Origin of the sequence: Pseudomonas sp. JAI111, from assembly GCF_024809425.1 — a bacterium.
GTDB lineage: Bacteria > Pseudomonadota > Gammaproteobacteria > Pseudomonadales > Pseudomonadaceae > Aquipseudomonas.
This window is the reverse complement of the sequence record NZ_JANUCB010000004.1, coordinates 480,696-498,021: the sequence shown is the minus strand read 5'-3', so window position 1 is coordinate 498,021 and position 17,326 is coordinate 480,696. Positions and strand designations below refer to the sequence as shown.

Sequence of the window (17,326 nt, the reverse complement as noted above, 5' to 3'; positions counted from 1 at the left end):
CGAGCAACGGATCACGCTTTCAGGGTGGGGGTGGTAATAAATGAGAATGGTCGCAGTGGCCTGTGAATTCCAAACCATCCGCAGTAGCCGTTGCAGCGGGAACTTCAAGGCACTGGTCAGGTCAATGGGGGCCCTGTATCGGCGATGCCGAGCAGTGCTGGTGGACTGTTTTACGGCAGTGCCGTCCGAGATCAACTGAGTCCGACCCCCTGATGCCAACCAAAAGTTTTCTGCCGGGTCTCATCCTGGCGTTCTGCGCCGTCGCGTCGTTTTGCTCGGTTGCTGCCGAGCGAAGAGCGCCCTCGCAAAGTAACAGCGCATCAACCACCCTGATCGAAACCGCCTCGCGGCAGTATGAAGCTGGCCAGTTGGACCAGGCCGCTGCCACGCTGGAGCGTGCCCTGCATATCCAGCCGAACAATCCCGCGACGCTGCATTATCTTGGTGTGTTGCGTCTTCAGCAGGGGCAGTACCAGCAGGCTGAAACGTTGGCGGCGCGCTCGAACATGCGGGTTGGTCGCAACGTCGAGTTGCGTAACCGCAACTTCCAATTGATCCAGGCGGCGCAGCAGGCCAAGGCTTCGAGTACCTTACCCAACGCCAAAGAGGACCTGATCGCAGTTCAGAAGGGGCTTGAAGAAGAAGCCCAAAGGCGCCGCGTGGCGGAAATGGCCGCTGCTGAACTATCCGCTCAGGACGCTGGGCGCTACGCTGGCGACTTCGCTCGCGCAAAGGCAGAGGGGGTATCGGATTCGCCGACGGCTGGCAGGCTTCGTCCCGAAGGAGAATTGCCAGTGGCTTCCGTCGATCCAGAGTCCGTGTACGACGGGGTCAAAATTCCCCGCGGCCATTGGCCGCCTCGGGGTAAATGTCGGATCTGGTTTCCTGATCGCCCGCCCGGACATCAGCCCGCACCCGGTAGTTGCAAAAAGCTGCGACATCGGGTGCCTTTAGGGGCCTATCTGGTTCGCGGTTGAGTTTCTACACCAGAGCGACGTTTTTTAGGGGAGGATTTCGAATGAGGTGCTGGCCAGGCGTTCGCCATTCACCAGAATGTGCACTGCGTGTTCGCCCACATAGTGTTTGCGAGTGGTGAGCTCTTTGATTTGCTGCCCACGGCTGACCTGTTCAGTCGCCTTGCCAGCCAACGTCAACGCCTTAAGCTTGAACACCTTCGCCGAAGTCCCGCCATTGGCCTTTACATAATCAATCGCATAATCGATCACCAGCCGCTGACTCTCCGCCACCGTGGATTTCACGCCAAACGACAACGTAATTTTCTCCCCCAGCCGAATCACCGCCGGTTCGACCTTCACCCCAACAATCTCCACCTCAGCCTTGCCACTCGCCCCGATAATCGCCAACGCCCGCTGATTGCCCTGTTTGATCAAACTGCGCAGCGCATGCTTGGCAATCCAGGCCGTGTGTTTGTTTTCCAGCGACCAACCCTCGATCAAATCCAGCACCCACTCCGGATGGTCCTTGGTGATGTCATTGAGATGGTTGGCCACGGACTTGCGCACGTAGAGGCTTTCATCGGCCTTGAGGTTGTCGAGAATCGGCGCGGCCAATGTCGGGTCGCTCTGAATCTGTTCCAACCGAAAGGACCACGGCAAACGCGGTCGACTGCCTTCGCTGGCCAGGCGTCGCACGTGTTCGTTTTCATCCAGGGACCATTGCTGCATCAACGCCAATGACCGCTGCAGATCGCTGCGCAGAAAATAGCGGATCGCGAATTCCGCAGAGCCAAACGTGGTGAAGTATTTGAGTGCGTCCATCGACTGTTCGAAATCGTGCGCGCCGTACATCGCTACGTAATGCGGCAGCGAGATGCTGACGAAGCCGCTGTTGAGGCGGGGGGCGAGGGCGCGCAGGATCTCCAGGGACTCGTCATAACCCAGCGGCAGCACCGCGTGCAGGCTTTCGCTGACCCGGGCCATGCGTTGCATGATCGACAGGTCGGTGAGGCCGTCGTTGGCCATTTTCAGGAAGGTTTTGGCGTTGAACGCCGGGTAGACCGCGGTCATTTCGGTCGCGATGTGCTGGAGGCGCGCGGCGTTGAAGATTTCCTTCAGCGCCGGGGCAGGTTGTTCAGCGGCGGTCATGGTCGGGTCCGATGGAGGAGGCCGCTCAGGTTATCGGGGTACTGATGAACGCCTCAAGCTTTTCTGCCTGCGCGGTGAATTCAGCGATCCGCGGAAACTGCTCGGCATCGACTTGATCCGGCACCACGAGGTTGGTGAAGCTCCAGGCGACCGCGAGGGTGATGCCGTCTTGCCCGATCAAGGCGCCGTTCGCCAGGGGCTGCTTTTCCAGTTCGCGCTCAAGTGATGAGTACGCCGCCGCCAATTGACCTTCAACCCGTTCGACCCACGGCTGGTATTGGATGTCGGCCGGGCGCAGGTTGCGTTCGTAGTAAAGCTGCACCGACTTTTCGCAGGCCGCCAGCCCGAGGCCGATCAGGCGCAAGGAGCGCAGCCGCTGTTTGAGGTCGCCGGGCATCAGGCTTTTGCCGGGACCGGCCAGGGCTTCCAGGTAGTCGATGATCAGGGTCGAGTCGATCAACACCTCGCCGTCGTCCAGCACCAGGGTGGGCGCCTTGACCACCGGGTTGATCTGCTGGAAGTGCTCGAAGTGGCGGAACACCGACACCGATTCGTGTTCCAGGTCGATGCCCAGGTATCGGGCGGAAATGGCCACGCGCCGCACGTAGGGCGAATCCAGCATGCCAATCAGTTTCATAGCGCCGTTCCTTCAGGTGTCGATGTCGGGATGGACTACCTTAGCTGAGCTTCCATGACCTGCAAGTGGCGCGTGGTTAATCTTCGAAGCCGACCTGCTCGTGGATCTCGTCGACCTTCAATTCCAGTCGATAGGCCACGGCGATAAACAGCGCCTGGCACAGGCACAACGTCGCACTCAGTGAGCGAAACGCAAACGAACTGCCTTCGTTGACCAGCAGCACGGTATTGGCGCGCTTGGCCAGCGGCGACAGGTTGCTGTCGGTGATGATCAGGGTTTTCGCCTGATTGTGCTGGGCGATGCGCAGGCAGTGCTGGGTTTCCTTGCCGTAGGGCGTGAAGCTGATGGCGATCACCAGGTCATTGGCGCGCACGCTGCGCATCTGCTCGCGATAACTGCCGCCCAGGCCCGAAACCAGATGAATGCGCTTGTTGGTGTGTTGCAGGTTGTAGACCAGGTAATCGGCCACGGCGAACGAGCGGCGCACGCCGACCACGTAGATGTTGTCGGCGTTTACGACCAGGTCCACGGCCTTGTCGAAGGCTTCGTCATCGAGTTCCTGTCCCAGACGTTCGATGCCGGACAGGGTCGCGTCGATGCACTCGCGGGCGAGGTCGCCGCCGCTGGCCTTCTGCGATTTGTTGGCGATCATGCTGCGAATGCGCTGCTGGTAGTTCTGCACCGGCGTGGTCTTGTGCGTGTACGCCTCGCGGAACAAGGCCTGCATCTCGCTGAAACCGCTGAAACCGAAGCGCTGGGAAAACCGCACGATGGCCGAGGGGTGCACTTCGCACTCACGGGCGATATCGCTGATGCGGTCGACCATGATCCGGTCGCTTTGCTGGCTCATGTAGCTGGCGATGCGTTTGAGCTGGCGCGGCAGGCTTTCGTATTCGTTGGTGATCAACTGCAGCAGACGCTCGGCATTGATCGGGGGGCTGACGAGATCGCTGTCGGGCGTGCTCTCGGACGTAGCCGGCTGATCGGTGCGGGACATAAGGAATCCTTCTGGCTTGTTCTTATAGGGACGACAGATCGCGTCATCCCCTGACAATAGGTTGGCTGTGCGCAGTCTACAGGGTAGGCCCGAATAAAATCTTGAGCTTGCAGCGTGTGCGGGGTTGCTGAAACGATGCACTGCACCTGGAGCGCCCGTACAAGAGTTTATTGGAAAAAATATTCCACGTAAAAAATAATTGGAATATTTATTGATTGTTCGGTCTTGCTCGTTTTAGTCTGCATCCACCAAGAGCGTTCGGCGCCTCCAGTGCCCGAACGCAGGCTGATAAAAATAACAGGAGCCAGCATGGGCCAGACTCGTTTTGCCAGTGGGCGTCAATTGGATTTGATTTGCCTGGGGCGCCTTGGCGTCGACCTCTATGCGCAGCAAGTCGGGGCGCGGCTTGAGGATGTGAGCAGCTTCGCCAAATACCTCGGCGGATCGTCCGCCAACATCGCCTTCGGCACCGCCCGGCTGGGTCTGAAGTCGGCGATGTTGAGCCGGGTAGGGGACGACCACATGGGCCGCTTCCTCCTGGAATCCCTGGCGCGTGAAGGCTGTGACGTCAGCGGCATCAAGGTCGACCCTGAACGCCTCACCGCGATGGTGCTGCTGGGCCTCAAGGACCGCGAAACCTTTCCCTTGGTCTTCTACCGCGAAAACTGCGCCGACATGGCGCTGCGGGCCGAAGACATCAGCGAAGCCTTTATAGCCTCCAGCAAGGCCCTGCTGATCACCGGCACTCATTTCTCCACCGACGGCGTGTACAAGGCGAGCATCCAGGCGCTGGACTACGCCGAGAAGCACAACGTCAAACGCGTGCTGGACATCGACTACCGCCCAGTGCTCTGGGGCCTGGCCGGCAAGGCCGACGGCGAGACCCGCTTCGTCGCCGATCAGAACGTCAGCCAGCACGTGCAGAAAATCCTCCCGCGTTTCGACCTGATCGTCGGCACTGAAGAAGAGTTTTTGATTGCCGGTGGCTCCGAGGATTTGCTCACTGCGCTGCGCAATGTGCGGCGCCTGAGCGACGCAACCTTGGTGGTCAAACTTGGCCCGCAAGGTTGCACAGTAATTCACGGTGTGATCCCGGCGCGACTTGAAGACGGCGCGATTTACCCCGGCGTGCGGGTCGAAGTGCTTAACGTGTTGGGCGCTGGCGACGCTTTCATGTCGGGCTTCCTCAGCGGTTGGCTGGACGACGCCAGCGACGAGCGTTGCTGCCAATTGGCCAATGCCTGCGGCGGTCTGGTGGTGTCGCGCCATGCGTGCGCCCCGGCAATGCCGACCCGCGCCGAACTCGATTACCTGTTCAACAGCCCGGTGCCGATTACCCGGCCGGATCAGGACGCGGTGTTGCAGCGTTTGCATCAGGTCAGCGTGCCGCGCAAGCAGTGGAAACAGCTGTTCATCTTTGCGTTCGATCATCGCGGGCAATTGGTCGAACTGGCGCACAAGGGCGGTCGCGACCTCAACGCTATCGGTGAACTCAAGCAACTCTTTATCAAGGCTGTGGAACGGGTCGAAGCCGATTTGCGCAAGCAGGGCATCGAGGCCGATGTCGGGTTGCTGGCCGATCAACGCTTCGGCCAGGAATCGCTGAACGCCGCCACCGGCCGTGGCTGGTGGGTGGCGCGGCCGGTGGAAGTGCAGGGCTCGCGGCCCTTGGCGTTCGAACACGGGCGCTCGATTGGCAGCAACCTGATCGCCTGGCCGCAAGAACAGATCATCAAGTGCCTGGTGCAATTCCACCCGGACGACGAGCCAATGCTGCGCCTGGAACAGGAAGCGCAGATCAAGGGTTTGTATCAGGCTTCACAAGTCAGCGGTCATGAACTGCTGCTGGAAATCATCCCGCCCAAAGACCACCCGTCAACCCACCCGGACGTGCTGTATCGCGCGCTGAAACGCCTCTACAACCTCGGCATCTACCCGGCGTGGTGGAAGATCGAAGCGCAAAGCGCCGAGGAATGGAAACAGCTCGATGAGTTGATTCAGGAACGTGATCCGTACTGCCGGGGTGTGGTGCTGTTGGGCCTGAATGCGCCGGCGGCGACATTGGCCGAAGGCTTTGTGCAAGCGAGCCAGAGCCAGACCTGTCGCGGGTTCGCCGTGGGCCGCACGATTTTCCAGGAGCCGAGCCGCGCGTGGATGGCCGGTGAAATCGATGATGAAGGACTGATTCGCCAGGTGCAGGGCACGTTTGTCGAACTGATCGATGCCTGGCGCACGGCCCGCGCCTGACGCAACACCGCGACCTCCTTGTGGGAGCGAGCTTGCTCGCGATGACGGCGGCACATTCAACATTAATGTCGCCTAATACACCGCCATCGCGAGCAAGCTCGCTCCCACAAGGGATTCGCGCCGTATTCAATGGTTAGGTACAACAATAATAGGTGCAGACATGCCCGCTATCCGAATTGGCATCAACCCGATCTCCTGGAGCAACGACGACCTGCCGTCCCTCGGCGGCGAGACGCCGCTGAGCACCGCTTTGAGCGAAGGCAAGGAAATCGGCTACGAAGGTTTTGAACTTAACGGCAAATTCCCCAAGGATGCCAAAGGCGTCGGCGACGTGCTGCGGCCTTATGACCTGGCGCTGGTCTCCGGCTGGTATTCCAGTCGCCTGGCGCAGCGTTCAGTGGCGGAAGAAATCGACGCCATCGGCAGCCATGTCGAGCTACTGGCGAAGAACGGCGCCAACGTGCTGGTCTACGGCGAGGTCGCTGATTCCATCCAGGGCCAGCGCATTCCATTGGTCGAGCGCCCGCGCTTCCACACCGAGCAGGCGTGGCAGGCATACGCCGACAAGCTCACCGAACTGGCGCGTTTCACCCTGTCCCAAGGCGTGCGTCTGGCGTATCACCACCACATGGGCGCCTACGTCGAATCCCCGGCGGACATCGATCAGTTGATGGCGCTGACCGGCAGCGAAGTCGGTCTGCTGTTCGATTCGGGTCATTGCTACATGGGCGGTGGCGAACCGTTGCAAGTGCTGCGCAAACACATCGAGCGCATTTGCCACGTGCACTTCAAGGACGTGCGCAAACCGGTGGTGCAACTGGCGCGTAACAACCTGTGGAGTTTCCCGGACTGCATCATCAACGGCACCTTCACGGTGCCCGGTGATGGCGACATCGACTTCGCCGCGCTGCTCGATGTGTTGCTGGCCAACGATTACCACGGTTGGCTGGTGGTCGAGGCCGAACAGGATCCGGCGGTGGCGCCCAGCTACGTCTATGCGAAAAAAGGCTTCGACACCTTGCGTGCGTTGCTCGACGAGAGGATTGCGCGATGAGCCTGCTGGTCAAAAGCAACGCCCGTGGCCGGACTATGGTCGAGTTGGCCGAAGGTGAATTGGAATACGTCGGTTTCGCCGCTTACCGTTTGAGCCTGGGCGAAACCTTGCCGGTGGCGGCAGGCGACAAGGAATTGTGCCTGGTGCTGCTCAGCGGTCGCGTCAGCATCAAGGGCGAAGCTCCGGGGCAGGGCGCGTTCGACTGGGAAAACCTCGGCGATCGCCAGTCGGTGTTCGAAGACAAATCCCCGTTCGCCGCGTATTTGCCACCGGGCAGCCAGGCGCAAGTGGTTGCGCTCAGCGATGTGCAAATCGCCGTCTGCGCCGCGCCGGGGCTGGCCAGCAATGGTCTGGGCCCACGGCTGATCAAACCCGAGACCATGAAGCGCAGCGTGCGCGGCAAGGGCGCCAACACCCGTTACGTCTGCGACATCCTGCCGGACACCGAGCCTGCGCATTCGCTGCTGGTGGTGGAAGTGCGCACGCCGTCGGGGCACTCCTCGAGCTATCCGCCGCACAAGCACGACACCGACGATTTGCCGCACCAGAGCTTTCTCGAAGAAACCTATTACCACCAGATCAATCCGCCTCAGGGCTTTGTATTTCAGCGGGTCTACACCGACGACCGCAGCATCGATCAAGCCATGGCCGTGGAAAACAGCGACCTGGTGGTCGTGCCCAAGGGCTATCACCCGGTCAGCGTGCCTTACGGCTACGAGTCGTATTACCTGAACGTGATGGCCGGCCCGAAACGCGTCTGGCAGTTCCATAACGATCCGCAGCACAGCTGGCTGCTGGATCTGTGAACTGAATAACCTGAATTCCACCTTTTGCACGGAGAACAAGAACAATGAGTGACGTCCCGGTCATCGGCCATTACATCGACGGTCAAGTGCAAGACAGCACCAGCGAGCGGTTCAGCAACGTCTTCAACCCGGCCACCGGCGTGGTGCAAGCGCGCGTCGGGCTGGCCAGCGAGAAGACCGTGGACGAGGCCGTCGCCTCGGCCCTGAAAGCCTTCCCCGCGTGGTCCGAACAATCGTCCCTGCGCCGTTCGCGAGTGATGTTCAAGTTCAAGGAATTGCTCGACCGTCATCACGATGAGCTGGCCGAAATCATCAGCCGCGAACACGGCAAGGTGTTCTCCGACGCCAAGGGCGAAGTCACCCGTGGCATCGAGATCGTCGAATACGCCTGCGGCGCGCCGAACCTGCTGAAGACCGAATTCAGCGACAACATCGGCGGCGGCATCGACAACTGGAACCTGCGTCAGCCACTGGGCGTGTGCGCAGGTGTCACACCGTTCAATTTCCCGGTGATGGTGCCGTTGTGGATGATCCCGCTGGCGTTGGTCACCGGTAACTGCTTCATCCTCAAGCCGTCCGAGCGTGATCCGTCGGCCAGTCTGCTGATGGCCCGCCTGCTGACCGAAGCCGGTTTGCCGGACGGTGTATTCAACGTCGTCCAGGGCGACAAGACGGCGGTCGACGCGCTGCTGCAACACCCGGACATCGAAGCGATTTCCTTTGTCGGCTCGACGCCGATTGCCGAGTACATCCACCAGCAAGCCACCTCACGCGGCAAGCGCGTACAGGCGCTGGGCGGGGCGAAGAATCACATGATCGTCATGCCCGACGCGGATCTGGACCAAGCCGCAGACGCCTTGATCGGCGCCGCTTTTGGCTCGGCCGGCGAGCGCTGCATGGCGATCTCGATTGCGGTTGCGGTGGGCGATGTCGGTGACGCGTTGATTGCCAAACTGCTGCCGCGCATCGATCAGCTCAAGGTTGGCAACGGCATGCAGGGTGACAGTGATATGGGGCCGTTGGTGACGGCGGAGCACAAGGCCAAGGTCGAAGGTTTTATCGATCAGGGTGTGGCGCAAGGCGCACAACTGATTGTCGATGGTCGAGGGTTCAAAGTGCCGGGCGCGGAGAACGGTTTCTTCGTTGGCGCCACGCTGTTCGATAACGTCACGACCGAGATGAGCATTTATCAGCAGGAAATCTTCGGCCCGGTGCTGGGTATCGTTCGGGTGCCGGATTTCGCCAGCGCCGTGGCGTTGATCAACGCCCATGAATTCGGCAACGGTGTGTCGTGTTTCACCAGCGACGGCGGCATTGCCCGCGCCTTTGCCCGCACCATCAAGGTCGGCATGGTCGGCATCAACGTACCGATTCCGGTGCCGATGGCCTGGCACTCGTTCGGTGGCTGGAAACGCTCGCTGTTCGGTGATCACCACGCCTACGGCGAAGAAGGCATCCGCTTCTACAGTCGCTACAAAAGCGTGATGCAGCGCTGGCCCGACAGCATTGCCAAGGGCCCTGAATTCAGCATGCCGACTGCCAAATAACTCGCTCTTGCGGAGAACTACAATGAGCAAGCCCCTGCGTTTCGCCCTGAACCGTATGGTCGCCCCCCGTTTGTCCCTGCCGGCATTCATCGAGTTGGCGGTGGCCCTCAAGGCTGACGCCATCGAGATTCGCAACGATCTCGAAGGCGTCGAGATCAAAGACGGCACCACCCCGGAACGGGTGCGCGAACTGTGCGCCGCCAATGGCATCACCGTACTGTCGATCAACGCGTTGTACCCGTTCGATGTGTGGAACGCGGAGCGCCGCGAGCAAGCGTTGAAGCTGGCCGCGTATGCCCAAAAGTGTGGCGCGCAGGGCTTGGTCATGTGCCCGTTGAATGATCGCGCCGATCCGCGCAACGAAGCCGAACGCGCGACGTGGTTGCGCGCCGCGTTGACCGAACTGGCACCGATTCTGCGCGATCACGGCATTCTCGGTTTCATCGAGCCCTTGGGGTTCGAAGAGTGCTCGCTGCGGCGTAAACGCACGGCGGTGGACGCGATCAAGGCCATCGGCGGGCTGGATGTATTCCGCCTGGTCCATGACACCTTCCACCATCACCTGGCGGGCGAATCCGAGTTTTTCCCCGAGCTGACCGGACTGGTGCATATCTCCGGCGTCGAAGATGCCGATGCGCCGTTGGCGACCATTCGCGACGGTCATCGGGTGCTGGTGGGCGAGGGCGACATTCTGGGCAATGCGCTGCAGATCGAGACACTGCTCAGCGCCGGTTACAACGGCTACCTGTCGTTCGAACCGTTTGCCGAGAGCGTGCATGGCCTGACCGACATTGAGCAGGCCATCGGCGCGAGCATGGATCACCTGAGAAGTCTTTAACCTGACCCACCTCCCGTAGGAGCTGTCGAGTGAAACGAGGCTGCGATCTTTTGATCCTGCTTTTAAGGATCGCAGCCTCGTTTCACTCGACAGCTCCTACAGGGATGGGGGGTATTTGAAAGGATCGGTTATGACCACAACACGACTGACCATGGCCCAGGCCCTGGTGAAATTCCTCGATAACCAGTACATCGAGGTCGATGGCGTCCAGAGCAAATTCGTCGCCGGGGTCTTTACCATTTTCGGCCACGGCAACGTGCTGGGCCTGGGCCAGGCCCTGGAGCAGGACAGCGGCGACCTCGTCGTCCATCAAGGCCGCAACGAACAAGGCATGGCCCACGCCGCCATCGGTTTTGCCAAGCAGCACCTGCGCCGCAAGATCTACGCCTGCTCCTCATCGGTCGGTCCCGGCGCGGCGAATATGTTGACCGCCGCCGCGACGGCCACCGCCAACCGCATCCCTTTGCTGTTGTTGCCCGGTGATGTCTACGCCTGTCGCCAGCCGGACCCGGTGCTGCAACAGATCGAGCAGTTTCACGACCTGAGCATCAGCACCAACGATGCCTTCAAAGCCGTGAGCAAATACTGGGACCGCATCAACCGTCCCGAGCAATTGATGATGGCGGCGATCCACGCCATGCGCGTGCTCACCGATCCCGCCGAAACCGGCGCCGTGACCCTGGCCTTGCCGCAGGATGTGCAAGCCGAGGCCTACGACTATCCCGATTATTTCCTGCAGAAACGCGTGCACCGAATCGAGCGGCGTCCGGCCACCGAAGCGATGCTCAGTGACGCGTTGGCGCTGTTCAAGCGCAAGCGCAAGCCGCTGATCATTTGTGGCGGCGGGGTGCGTTATTCCGGGGCGAACGCTGAGTTGCAGGCGTTTGCCGAGCGCTTCGACATTCCCTTCGCTGAAACCCAGGCCGGCAAAAGCGCGGTGGTGTCCAGTCATCCGCTGAACGTCGGCGGCATCGGCGAAACCGGGTGCCTGGCGGCGAATCTTTTGGCTCGGGACGCGGACCTGATCATCGGTATCGGCACCCGTTACAGTGATTTCACCACCGCGTCGAAGTCCTTGTTCCAGCATCCCGAGGTGCAATTTCTCAACCTCAATATCAGTCCGTGCGATGCGCTGAAACTCGATGGCGTGCAATTGCTGGCGGACGCCAAAACCGGTTTGCAAGCGCTGGCCGAAGCCTTGGGCGATTACCGCTCCAGCTGGGGCGATCAGCCTCGGCAGGCCAAGGTGCAGCTGGACGAAGAAGTCGATCGCCTCTATCAGGTCGAATACCAGGCCAAGGATTTCGTCCCGGAAATCAACGACCACATGGACCCGGCGGTGCTGCGCGAATTCATCGAGCTGACCGGTTCCTGCCTGACCCAGAGCCGCGTACTCGGCGTGCTCAATGAAACCCTCGCCGATGACGCCATCATCGTCGCCGCCGCTGGCAGTCTGCCCGGCGACTTGCAGCGCAGCTGGCGCAGCAAAGGCGTGAACACCTATCACGTCGAGTACGGCTATTCGTGCATGGGCTACGAGGTCAACGCCGCGCTGGGGGTGAAACTCGCTGAGCCGCAGCGCGAGGTCTACGCCTTGGTTGGTGATGGCTCCTACATGATGCTGCACTCGGAGCTGGCAACCTCGATCCAGGAGCGGCGCAAGATCAACGTGGTGCTGCTGGACAACATGACCTTCGGTTGTATCAACAACCTGCAAATGGGCAATGGGATGGACAGCTTCGGCACCGAATTCCGTTTCCGTAACCCGGACACCGGCAAGCTCGATGGCGACTTCGTGCCGGTGGATTTCGCCATGAGTGCGGCGGCTTACGGCTGCAAGGCTTACAAGGTCAGCACCGTGGACGAGCTGCGGGCAGCACTGGCGGATGCACGGTTGCAGACGGTGTCGACGCTGATCGACATCAAGGTCCTGCCCAAAACCATGATTCACGGCTACCTGTCGTGGTGGCGGGTCGGCGTGGCGCAAGTCTCCACCAGCGCCCGCACCGACGCGGTGGCCAAGACCCTGAATGAACGACTGGCCAAGGCCCGTCAGTACTGATTGCTCTACAAAAATTCCAACAGGAGAACAGACATGTCGTTGAAGCTAGGCGTTATCGGCACCGGGGCCATCGGCCAGGACCACATCCGTCGTTGCAGCCAGACCTTGCTCAATAGCCAGGTGGTTGCGGTGACCGACATTAATTTGCAGCAAGCGGCGAAAGTGGTGTCCGACCTCAAGCTCACGGCCGAGGTTTACCCTGACGGCCACGCGCTGATCAAGGCGCCGGAAGTCGAGGCGATCCTGGTCACTTCCTGGGGCCCGAGCCACGAAGAGTTCGTGTTGGCAGCAATCGCAGCCGGCAAACCGGTTTTCTGCGAGAAGCCCCTGGCGGTCACGGCTGAAGGCTGCCGCAAGATCGTCGAAGCCGAAGTGGCCCACGGCAAACGCCTGGTGCAAGTCGGCTTCATGCGTCCCTATGACGAAGGTTATCGCGCCCTCAAAGCGGTGATCGACAGCGGTCAGATCGGCGAACCGTTGATGCTGCACTGCGCGCACCGCAACCCGACTGTGGGTGAGAACTACAAGACCGACATGGCGATCACCGACACACTGATCCACGAGCTGGACGTGCTGCGGTGGTTGCTCGACGACGATTACGTTTCGGTGCAGGTTGTATTTCCGCGCAAGAGCAGCAAGGCGCTCGCACACCTGAAAGACCCGCAAATTGTCCTGCTGGAAACCGCCAAGGGCACGCGCATCGACGTGGAAGTTTTCGTCAACTGCCAATACGGCTACGACATCCAGTGCGAAGTGGTGGGGGAGACCGGCATCGCCAAACTGCCGGAGCCGTCGCAGGTTCAGTTACGCAGCGGCGCGAAGCTGTCCAACGCAATTCTGATGGACTGGAAAGATCGCTTCATCGCGGCCTATGACGTGGAGTTGCAGGCGTTCATCGATGGCGTACGCGCTGGACAGGTGGGCGGACCATCGGCGTGGGATGGCTTCGCCGCCGCCGTTGCAGCAGATGCGTGCATCGAAGCTCAGAATAACGGCCAGATCGTCAAAGTCAGCTTGCCAGACCGCCCCCACTTCTACGGCTGAGTTCCGATCGTTCCCACGCTCTGCGTGGGAATGCATCCCGGGACGCTCCGCGTCCAAGAGCGGACGCAGAGCGTCCATGGCGGCATTCCCACGCAGAGCGTGGGAACGATCAGCTTCCTACGAGCGGGCCATATACACCCGGTGAGCGGTTCATAGAACAATAAGAAGGAAATGCACAGATGCGTATCGGACTTGTCGGTTACGGCCATGGCGGCCGGTTTTTCCATGCTCCGCTGATCAGCAGCCTGCCAACCGCCAAGTTCGTCGGCGTGGTCACCCGTTCACCGGAACGCCGACAGCTGCTGGCAGCCGAACACCCGGGCGTGCCGGCCTTCGACAGCATTGGCCAACTGGTGGAGGCCGGGGTGGATGTGTTGGTGATTTCCACACCGCTCAAAGGGCGACCGGCGCTGGTGCTCGATGGCATCGAACATGGCGTGGCGGTGGTCAGTGACAAACCCTTCGCCGCCGATGCGCAACAGGCACAGACCCTGATCACCATGGCCGAGCGTCAGGGTGTGCGGCTCAGCGTCTACCAGAACCGGCGCTGGGATTCGGACTTCCTCACCGTGCGCAAACTCATCGAGTCCGGCGCGTTGGGGCAGGTTACCCGTTTCGAATCGCGAATCGAGCGTTATGCCCCGCAAGCCGTGAATAACGGCAGTGGCGGCGGCTTTCTTCGTGATTTGGGCAGCCATCTGGTGGACCAGGCGCTGCAACTGTTCGGCCCGGTCACGCGGGTGTACGCCGAACTGGACTACCTGGAAAAAGATCAGGTGTTCGATAACGGCTTCTTTATGTCCTTGACCCATGCCAGCGGCGTCACCTCGCACCTGGGGGGCAGTTGCCTGCAAAACACCCCCGGGCCGCGCTTCCGCGTCACCGGCACACAGGGTTGCTACAGCGTCGACGGGCTGGACGGGCAGGAGGCCTCGGCGCTAGCCGGGCTCTCGCCAAAATCCGAAGGCGAACGCTGGGGCGTCGAAGAGCATCGGCGCTGGGGCTGGTTCGAACAGGGCGAAGTGCGCGAGCGGGTGCCCTCCGAACGCGGCTGCTGGCAGCAGTTCTATTTAGAGCTACAAACCGCGTTACAGAGCGGTGGCCCACTGCCGGTCGAGGCTCGTGATGCACTGGCGACCACCCGAGTTCTGGACGCGGCGCGCTTGAGTGCAGAGCGCCAGCAAGTGGTGGTTTTGGGGCAGTTTGATCACCGTGGAATAAAATCAGAATAAAATTCTAAAATGAGTTGATATAGAAATAATATTCCAATAAAGTCGTTTCCAACGACCTGCCTCTCGCTCGTTTTCAACGCTTTCCCGCTTACTGAAAAATCGTTCCGCCTTATCCATAAAACCAACAAGAATGTGGAGAAAGACTTTTCATGAAGACCCAGATCCGTTTCGCCTCGCTTGCCTTGTCCCTGATGTTCGCCAGCGGCGCAGCACTCGCCGACATGAAGATCGGCGTCAGCATGTCCCAGTTCGATGACACTTGGTTGACCTACCTGCGCGAGTCCATGGACAAGAAAGCCAAGGCCTATCCCGAGGGTGTAAAGCTGCAATTCGAAGACGCTCGCAGCGACGTGGTCAAGCAGCTGAGCCAGGTCGAAAGCTTCATCAGCCAGAAGGTTGATGCCATCGTGGTTAACCCGGTGGATACCGCCGCGACCAAAAAAATCACCGAAGCGGCGGTCAAGGCCGGCATCCCGCTGGTCTACGTCAACCGCCGCCCGGATGACCTGAAACTGCCCAAGGGCGTGGTCACGGTGGCCTCCAACGACCTGGAGGCCGGTGAAATGCAGATGCAGTACCTGGCCGACAAAATGGGCGGCAAGGGTGACATCGTGATTCTGCTGGGCGACCTGGCGAACAACTCCACCACCAACCGCACCAAAGGCGTCAAAGAGGTGCTGGCCAAGTACCCGAACATCAAGATCGAGCAAGAGCAGACCGGGACCTGGCTGCGCGACAAGGGCATGACCCTGGTCAACGACTGGCTGACCCAGGGCCGCAAGTTCGATGCGGTCGTGGCCAACAACGATGAAATGGCCATCGGTGCCGCAATGGCCCTGCAACAGGCCGGTGTCGACAAGGGCAGTGTGCTGATCGCCGGTGTAGACGGTACGCCAGATGGCTTGAACGCCATCAAGAAGGGCAGCATGGCGGTGTCGGTGTTCCAGGACGCCAAAGGTCAGGCAGACGGGTCCATCGATACCGCGGTGAGGATGGCCAGGAACGAGCCGGTTGAGCAGGCCGTCTGGGTGCCGTATCGCTTGATCACCCCGCAAAACGTCGACACGTTCAAATAGTCCGTCCGTTCAATAACAACAATAAGTATGCAAGGTTGCCACGGCGACCTTGCTGATGGAGTACCTGATCATGTTCGCTTCAGCGACTGCTTCGAGCACCCCGTTGGTGGGTATCCAGCCAACCGCAACACCTGTCGATGAGCCGTACCTGCTGGAGATCCTCAACGTCAGCAAGGGGTTTCCCGGTGTGGTGGCCTTGTCCGACGTGCAGCTTCGGGTGCGCCCCGGTTCCGTGCTGGCCCTGATGGGTGAGAATGGCGCGGGCAAATCGACGCTGATGAAAATCATCGCCGGCATCTACCAGCCGGACGCCGGTGAAATTCGCCTGCGAGGCAAACCGGTGGTCTTCGAAACGCCACTGGCGGCGCTGCAAGCCGGGATCGCAATGATCCATCAGGAACTCAACCTGATGCCGCACATGAGCATCGCCGAAAACATCTGGATCGGCCGCGAGCAGCTCAACGGCCTGCACATGATCGACCACCGCAAAATGCATCGCTGCACCGCCGAGTTGCTGGAGCGTCTGCGGATCAATCTTGATCCCGAAGAGCAGGTCGGCAACCTGAGCATCGCCGAGCGGCAGATGGTCGAGATTGCGAAGGCGGTGTCCTACGACTCCGACATCCTGATCATGGACGAACCGACCTCGGCCATTACCGACAAGGAAGTCGCCCACCTGTTCTCGATCATTGCCGACCTCAAGAGCCAGGGCAAAGGCATCATCTACATCACCCACAAAATGAATGAAGTGTTCAGCATCGCCGATGAAGTGGCGGTGTTTCGTGACGGCGCCTACATCGGCCTGCAACGGGCCGACAGCATGGACGGCGACAGCCTGATTTCGATGATGGTCGGTCGCGAACTGAGCCAGTTGTTCCCGGTGCGCGAGAAGCCGATCGGCGATCTGCTGCTGTCGGTGCGCGACCTCAAGCTGGACGGCATTTTCAAAGACGTCTCCTTCGACCTGCATGTGGGCGAGATTCTCGGGATCGCCGGGTTGATGGGCTCGGGCCGCACCAATGTCGCCGAAGCGATTTTCGGCATTACCCCAAGCGATGGCGGCGAGATTCGCCTCGATGGCGAAGTGGTGCGCATCAGCGATCCGCACCTGGCCATCGAGAAGGGCTTCGCCTTGCTCACCGAGGATCGCAAGCTCAGCGGTCTGTTCCCGTGCCTGTCGGTCCTGGAAAACATGGAGATGGCCGTGCTGCCGCATTACGCCGGTCATGGCTTTATTCAACAGAAAGCCCTGCGTGCGCTGTGCGAAGACATGTGCAAGAAGCTGCGGGTCAAAACTCCTTCGCTGGAACAGTGCATCGACACCTTGTCCGGCGGCAATCAGCAGAAAGCCTTGTTGGCGCGCTGGCTGATGACCAACCCGCGAATCCTGATTCTCGACGAGCCGACCCGCGGCATCGATGTCGGGGCCAAGGCCGAAATCTACCGACTGATTTCCTGCCTCGCCAGCGAAGGCATGGCGGTGATCATGATTTCCTCTGAACTGCCGGAAGTGCTGGGCATGAGCGACCGGGTGATGGTCATGCACGAGGGCGACCTGATGGGCACCCTCGACCGCAGCGAAGCGACCCAGGAGCGGGTCATGCAACTGGCCTCGGGCCTGTCCCTGGTTCACTAATTGATGCCGGTGGTGACAATGGTCACGGCTGGCGACGCAAGAGAA

The 17,326-nt window shown here is 60.5% G+C and carries 14 protein-coding genes; 11 read left to right on the top strand and 3 right to left on the bottom strand.

Translation table 11 applies throughout. The features are described 5' to 3' along the window. Window positions 1–212: 212 nt before the first annotated feature. The gene (locus HNR03_RS16435; RefSeq protein ID WP_259154648.1) at window positions 213–977 is read left to right on the top strand and encodes a tetratricopeptide repeat protein; all 765 of its coding nucleotides are present in this window, start codon (window positions 213–215) and stop codon (window positions 975–977) included. 24 nt (window positions 978–1,001) lie between these two features. Here HNR03_RS16435 and HNR03_RS16430 read toward each other — a convergent pair whose 3' ends face one another. The 3 genes from HNR03_RS16430 to HNR03_RS16420 all read right to left on the bottom strand — a co-directional run bounded on the left by HNR03_RS16430 (window position 1,002) and on the right by HNR03_RS16420 (window position 3,739). Beyond that, complete coding sequence (locus HNR03_RS16430) at window positions 1,002–2,105, bottom strand: DNA alkylation repair protein (RefSeq protein WP_259154646.1); 1,104 nt, start codon at window positions 2,103–2,105, stop codon at window positions 1,002–1,004. A 25-nt stretch (window positions 2,106–2,130) separates the two neighbouring features. Continuing rightward, window positions 2,131–2,742, bottom strand: coding sequence for a glutathione S-transferase (locus HNR03_RS16425; RefSeq protein ID WP_259154645.1), 612 nt, complete (start codon window positions 2,740–2,742; stop codon window positions 2,131–2,133). A 76-nt stretch (window positions 2,743–2,818) separates the two neighbouring features. Then, window positions 2,819–3,739, bottom strand: a complete 921-nt coding sequence (locus HNR03_RS16420) for a MurR/RpiR family transcriptional regulator (protein WP_222587289.1) — start codon at window positions 3,737–3,739, stop codon at window positions 2,819–2,821. A 309-nt stretch (window positions 3,740–4,048) separates the two neighbouring features. Here HNR03_RS16420 and iolC point away from each other — a divergent pair, with 309 nt between their 5' ends. The 10 genes from iolC to HNR03_RS16370 all read left to right on the top strand — a co-directional run bounded on the left by iolC (window position 4,049) and on the right by HNR03_RS16370 (window position 17,281). Beyond that, window positions 4,049–5,986, top strand: a complete 1,938-nt coding sequence (gene iolC / locus HNR03_RS16415) for a 5-dehydro-2-deoxygluconokinase (protein ID WP_259154644.1) — start codon at window positions 4,049–4,051, stop codon at window positions 5,984–5,986. 160 nt (window positions 5,987–6,146) lie between these two features. Beyond that, window positions 6,147–7,040 carry a myo-inosose-2 dehydratase gene (iolE, locus tag HNR03_RS16410; RefSeq protein ID WP_222587287.1) on the top strand — a complete coding sequence of 298 codons (894 nt, stop codon included), beginning with the start codon at window positions 6,147–6,149 and terminating at the stop codon, window positions 7,038–7,040. Beyond that, a complete protein-coding gene (iolB, locus tag HNR03_RS16405) occupies window positions 7,037–7,846 on the top strand; it encodes a 5-deoxy-glucuronate isomerase (RefSeq protein ID WP_259154643.1) in 810 nt (269 codons plus the stop codon). The genes iolE and iolB overlap by 4 nt, the downstream gene beginning before the upstream one ends. 44 nt (window positions 7,847–7,890) lie before the next feature. After that, entirely contained in the window at window positions 7,891–9,393 is a 1,503-nt protein-coding gene (locus HNR03_RS16400) for a CoA-acylating methylmalonate-semialdehyde dehydrogenase (protein ID WP_259154642.1), read from the top strand. Window positions 9,394–9,415: 22 nt separating this feature from the next. Then, window positions 9,416–10,231: a TIM barrel protein gene (locus HNR03_RS16395; protein ID WP_259154641.1), complete on the top strand. Its 816-nt coding sequence runs from the start codon at window positions 9,416–9,418 to the stop codon at window positions 10,229–10,231. A gap of 130 nt (window positions 10,232–10,361) precedes the next feature. After that, window positions 10,362–12,293, top strand: coding sequence for a 3D-(3,5/4)-trihydroxycyclohexane-1,2-dione acylhydrolase (decyclizing) (iolD, locus tag HNR03_RS16390; protein WP_259154640.1), 1,932 nt, complete (start codon window positions 10,362–10,364; stop codon window positions 12,291–12,293). Window positions 12,294–12,326: 33 nt separating this feature from the next. Next, window positions 12,327–13,337 (top strand): Gfo/Idh/MocA family protein, encoded by a 1,011-nt coding sequence (locus HNR03_RS16385; protein ID WP_259154638.1) that lies wholly within the window; start codon window positions 12,327–12,329, stop codon window positions 13,335–13,337. A 179-nt stretch (window positions 13,338–13,516) separates the two neighbouring features. After that, entirely contained in the window at window positions 13,517–14,569 is a 1,053-nt protein-coding gene (locus tag HNR03_RS16380) for a Gfo/Idh/MocA family oxidoreductase (protein ID WP_259154637.1), read from the top strand. Window positions 14,570–14,718: 149 nt separating this feature from the next. Further along, window positions 14,719–15,645 carry a sugar ABC transporter substrate-binding protein gene (locus tag HNR03_RS16375; RefSeq protein ID WP_259154636.1) on the top strand — a complete coding sequence of 309 codons (927 nt, stop codon included), beginning with the start codon at window positions 14,719–14,721 and terminating at the stop codon, window positions 15,643–15,645. 70 nt (window positions 15,646–15,715) lie between these two features. Continuing rightward, the gene (locus HNR03_RS16370; RefSeq protein WP_259154635.1) at window positions 15,716–17,281 is read left to right on the top strand and encodes a sugar ABC transporter ATP-binding protein; all 1,566 of its coding nucleotides are present in this window, start codon (window positions 15,716–15,718) and stop codon (window positions 17,279–17,281) included. Window positions 17,282–17,326: the final 45 nt, after the last annotated feature.

Coding starts and splice junctions, on each gene's coding strand:
- HNR03_RS16435 (WP_259154648.1), top strand. CDS start 213: ATGCCAACCAAAAGTTTTCTGCCGGGTCTCATCCTGGCGTTCTGCGCC.
- HNR03_RS16430 (WP_259154646.1), bottom strand. CDS start 2,105: ATGACCGCCGCTGAACAACCTGCCCCGGCGCTGAAGGAAATCTTCAAC.
- HNR03_RS16425 (WP_259154645.1), bottom strand. CDS start 2,742: ATGAAACTGATTGGCATGCTGGATTCGCCCTACGTGCGGCGCGTGGCC.
- HNR03_RS16420 (WP_222587289.1), bottom strand. CDS start 3,739: ATGTCCCGCACCGATCAGCCGGCTACGTCCGAGAGCACGCCCGACAGC.
- iolC (WP_259154644.1), top strand. CDS start 4,049: ATGGGCCAGACTCGTTTTGCCAGTGGGCGTCAATTGGATTTGATTTGC.
- iolE (WP_222587287.1), top strand. CDS start 6,147: ATGCCCGCTATCCGAATTGGCATCAACCCGATCTCCTGGAGCAACGAC.
- iolB (WP_259154643.1), top strand. CDS start 7,037: ATGAGCCTGCTGGTCAAAAGCAACGCCCGTGGCCGGACTATGGTCGAG.
- HNR03_RS16400 (WP_259154642.1), top strand. CDS start 7,891: ATGAGTGACGTCCCGGTCATCGGCCATTACATCGACGGTCAAGTGCAA.
- HNR03_RS16395 (WP_259154641.1), top strand. CDS start 9,416: ATGAGCAAGCCCCTGCGTTTCGCCCTGAACCGTATGGTCGCCCCCCGT.
- iolD (WP_259154640.1), top strand. CDS start 10,362: ATGACCACAACACGACTGACCATGGCCCAGGCCCTGGTGAAATTCCTC.
- HNR03_RS16385 (WP_259154638.1), top strand. CDS start 12,327: ATGTCGTTGAAGCTAGGCGTTATCGGCACCGGGGCCATCGGCCAGGAC.
- HNR03_RS16380 (WP_259154637.1), top strand. CDS start 13,517: ATGCGTATCGGACTTGTCGGTTACGGCCATGGCGGCCGGTTTTTCCAT.
- HNR03_RS16375 (WP_259154636.1), top strand. CDS start 14,719: ATGAAGACCCAGATCCGTTTCGCCTCGCTTGCCTTGTCCCTGATGTTC.
- HNR03_RS16370 (WP_259154635.1), top strand. CDS start 15,716: ATGTTCGCTTCAGCGACTGCTTCGAGCACCCCGTTGGTGGGTATCCAG.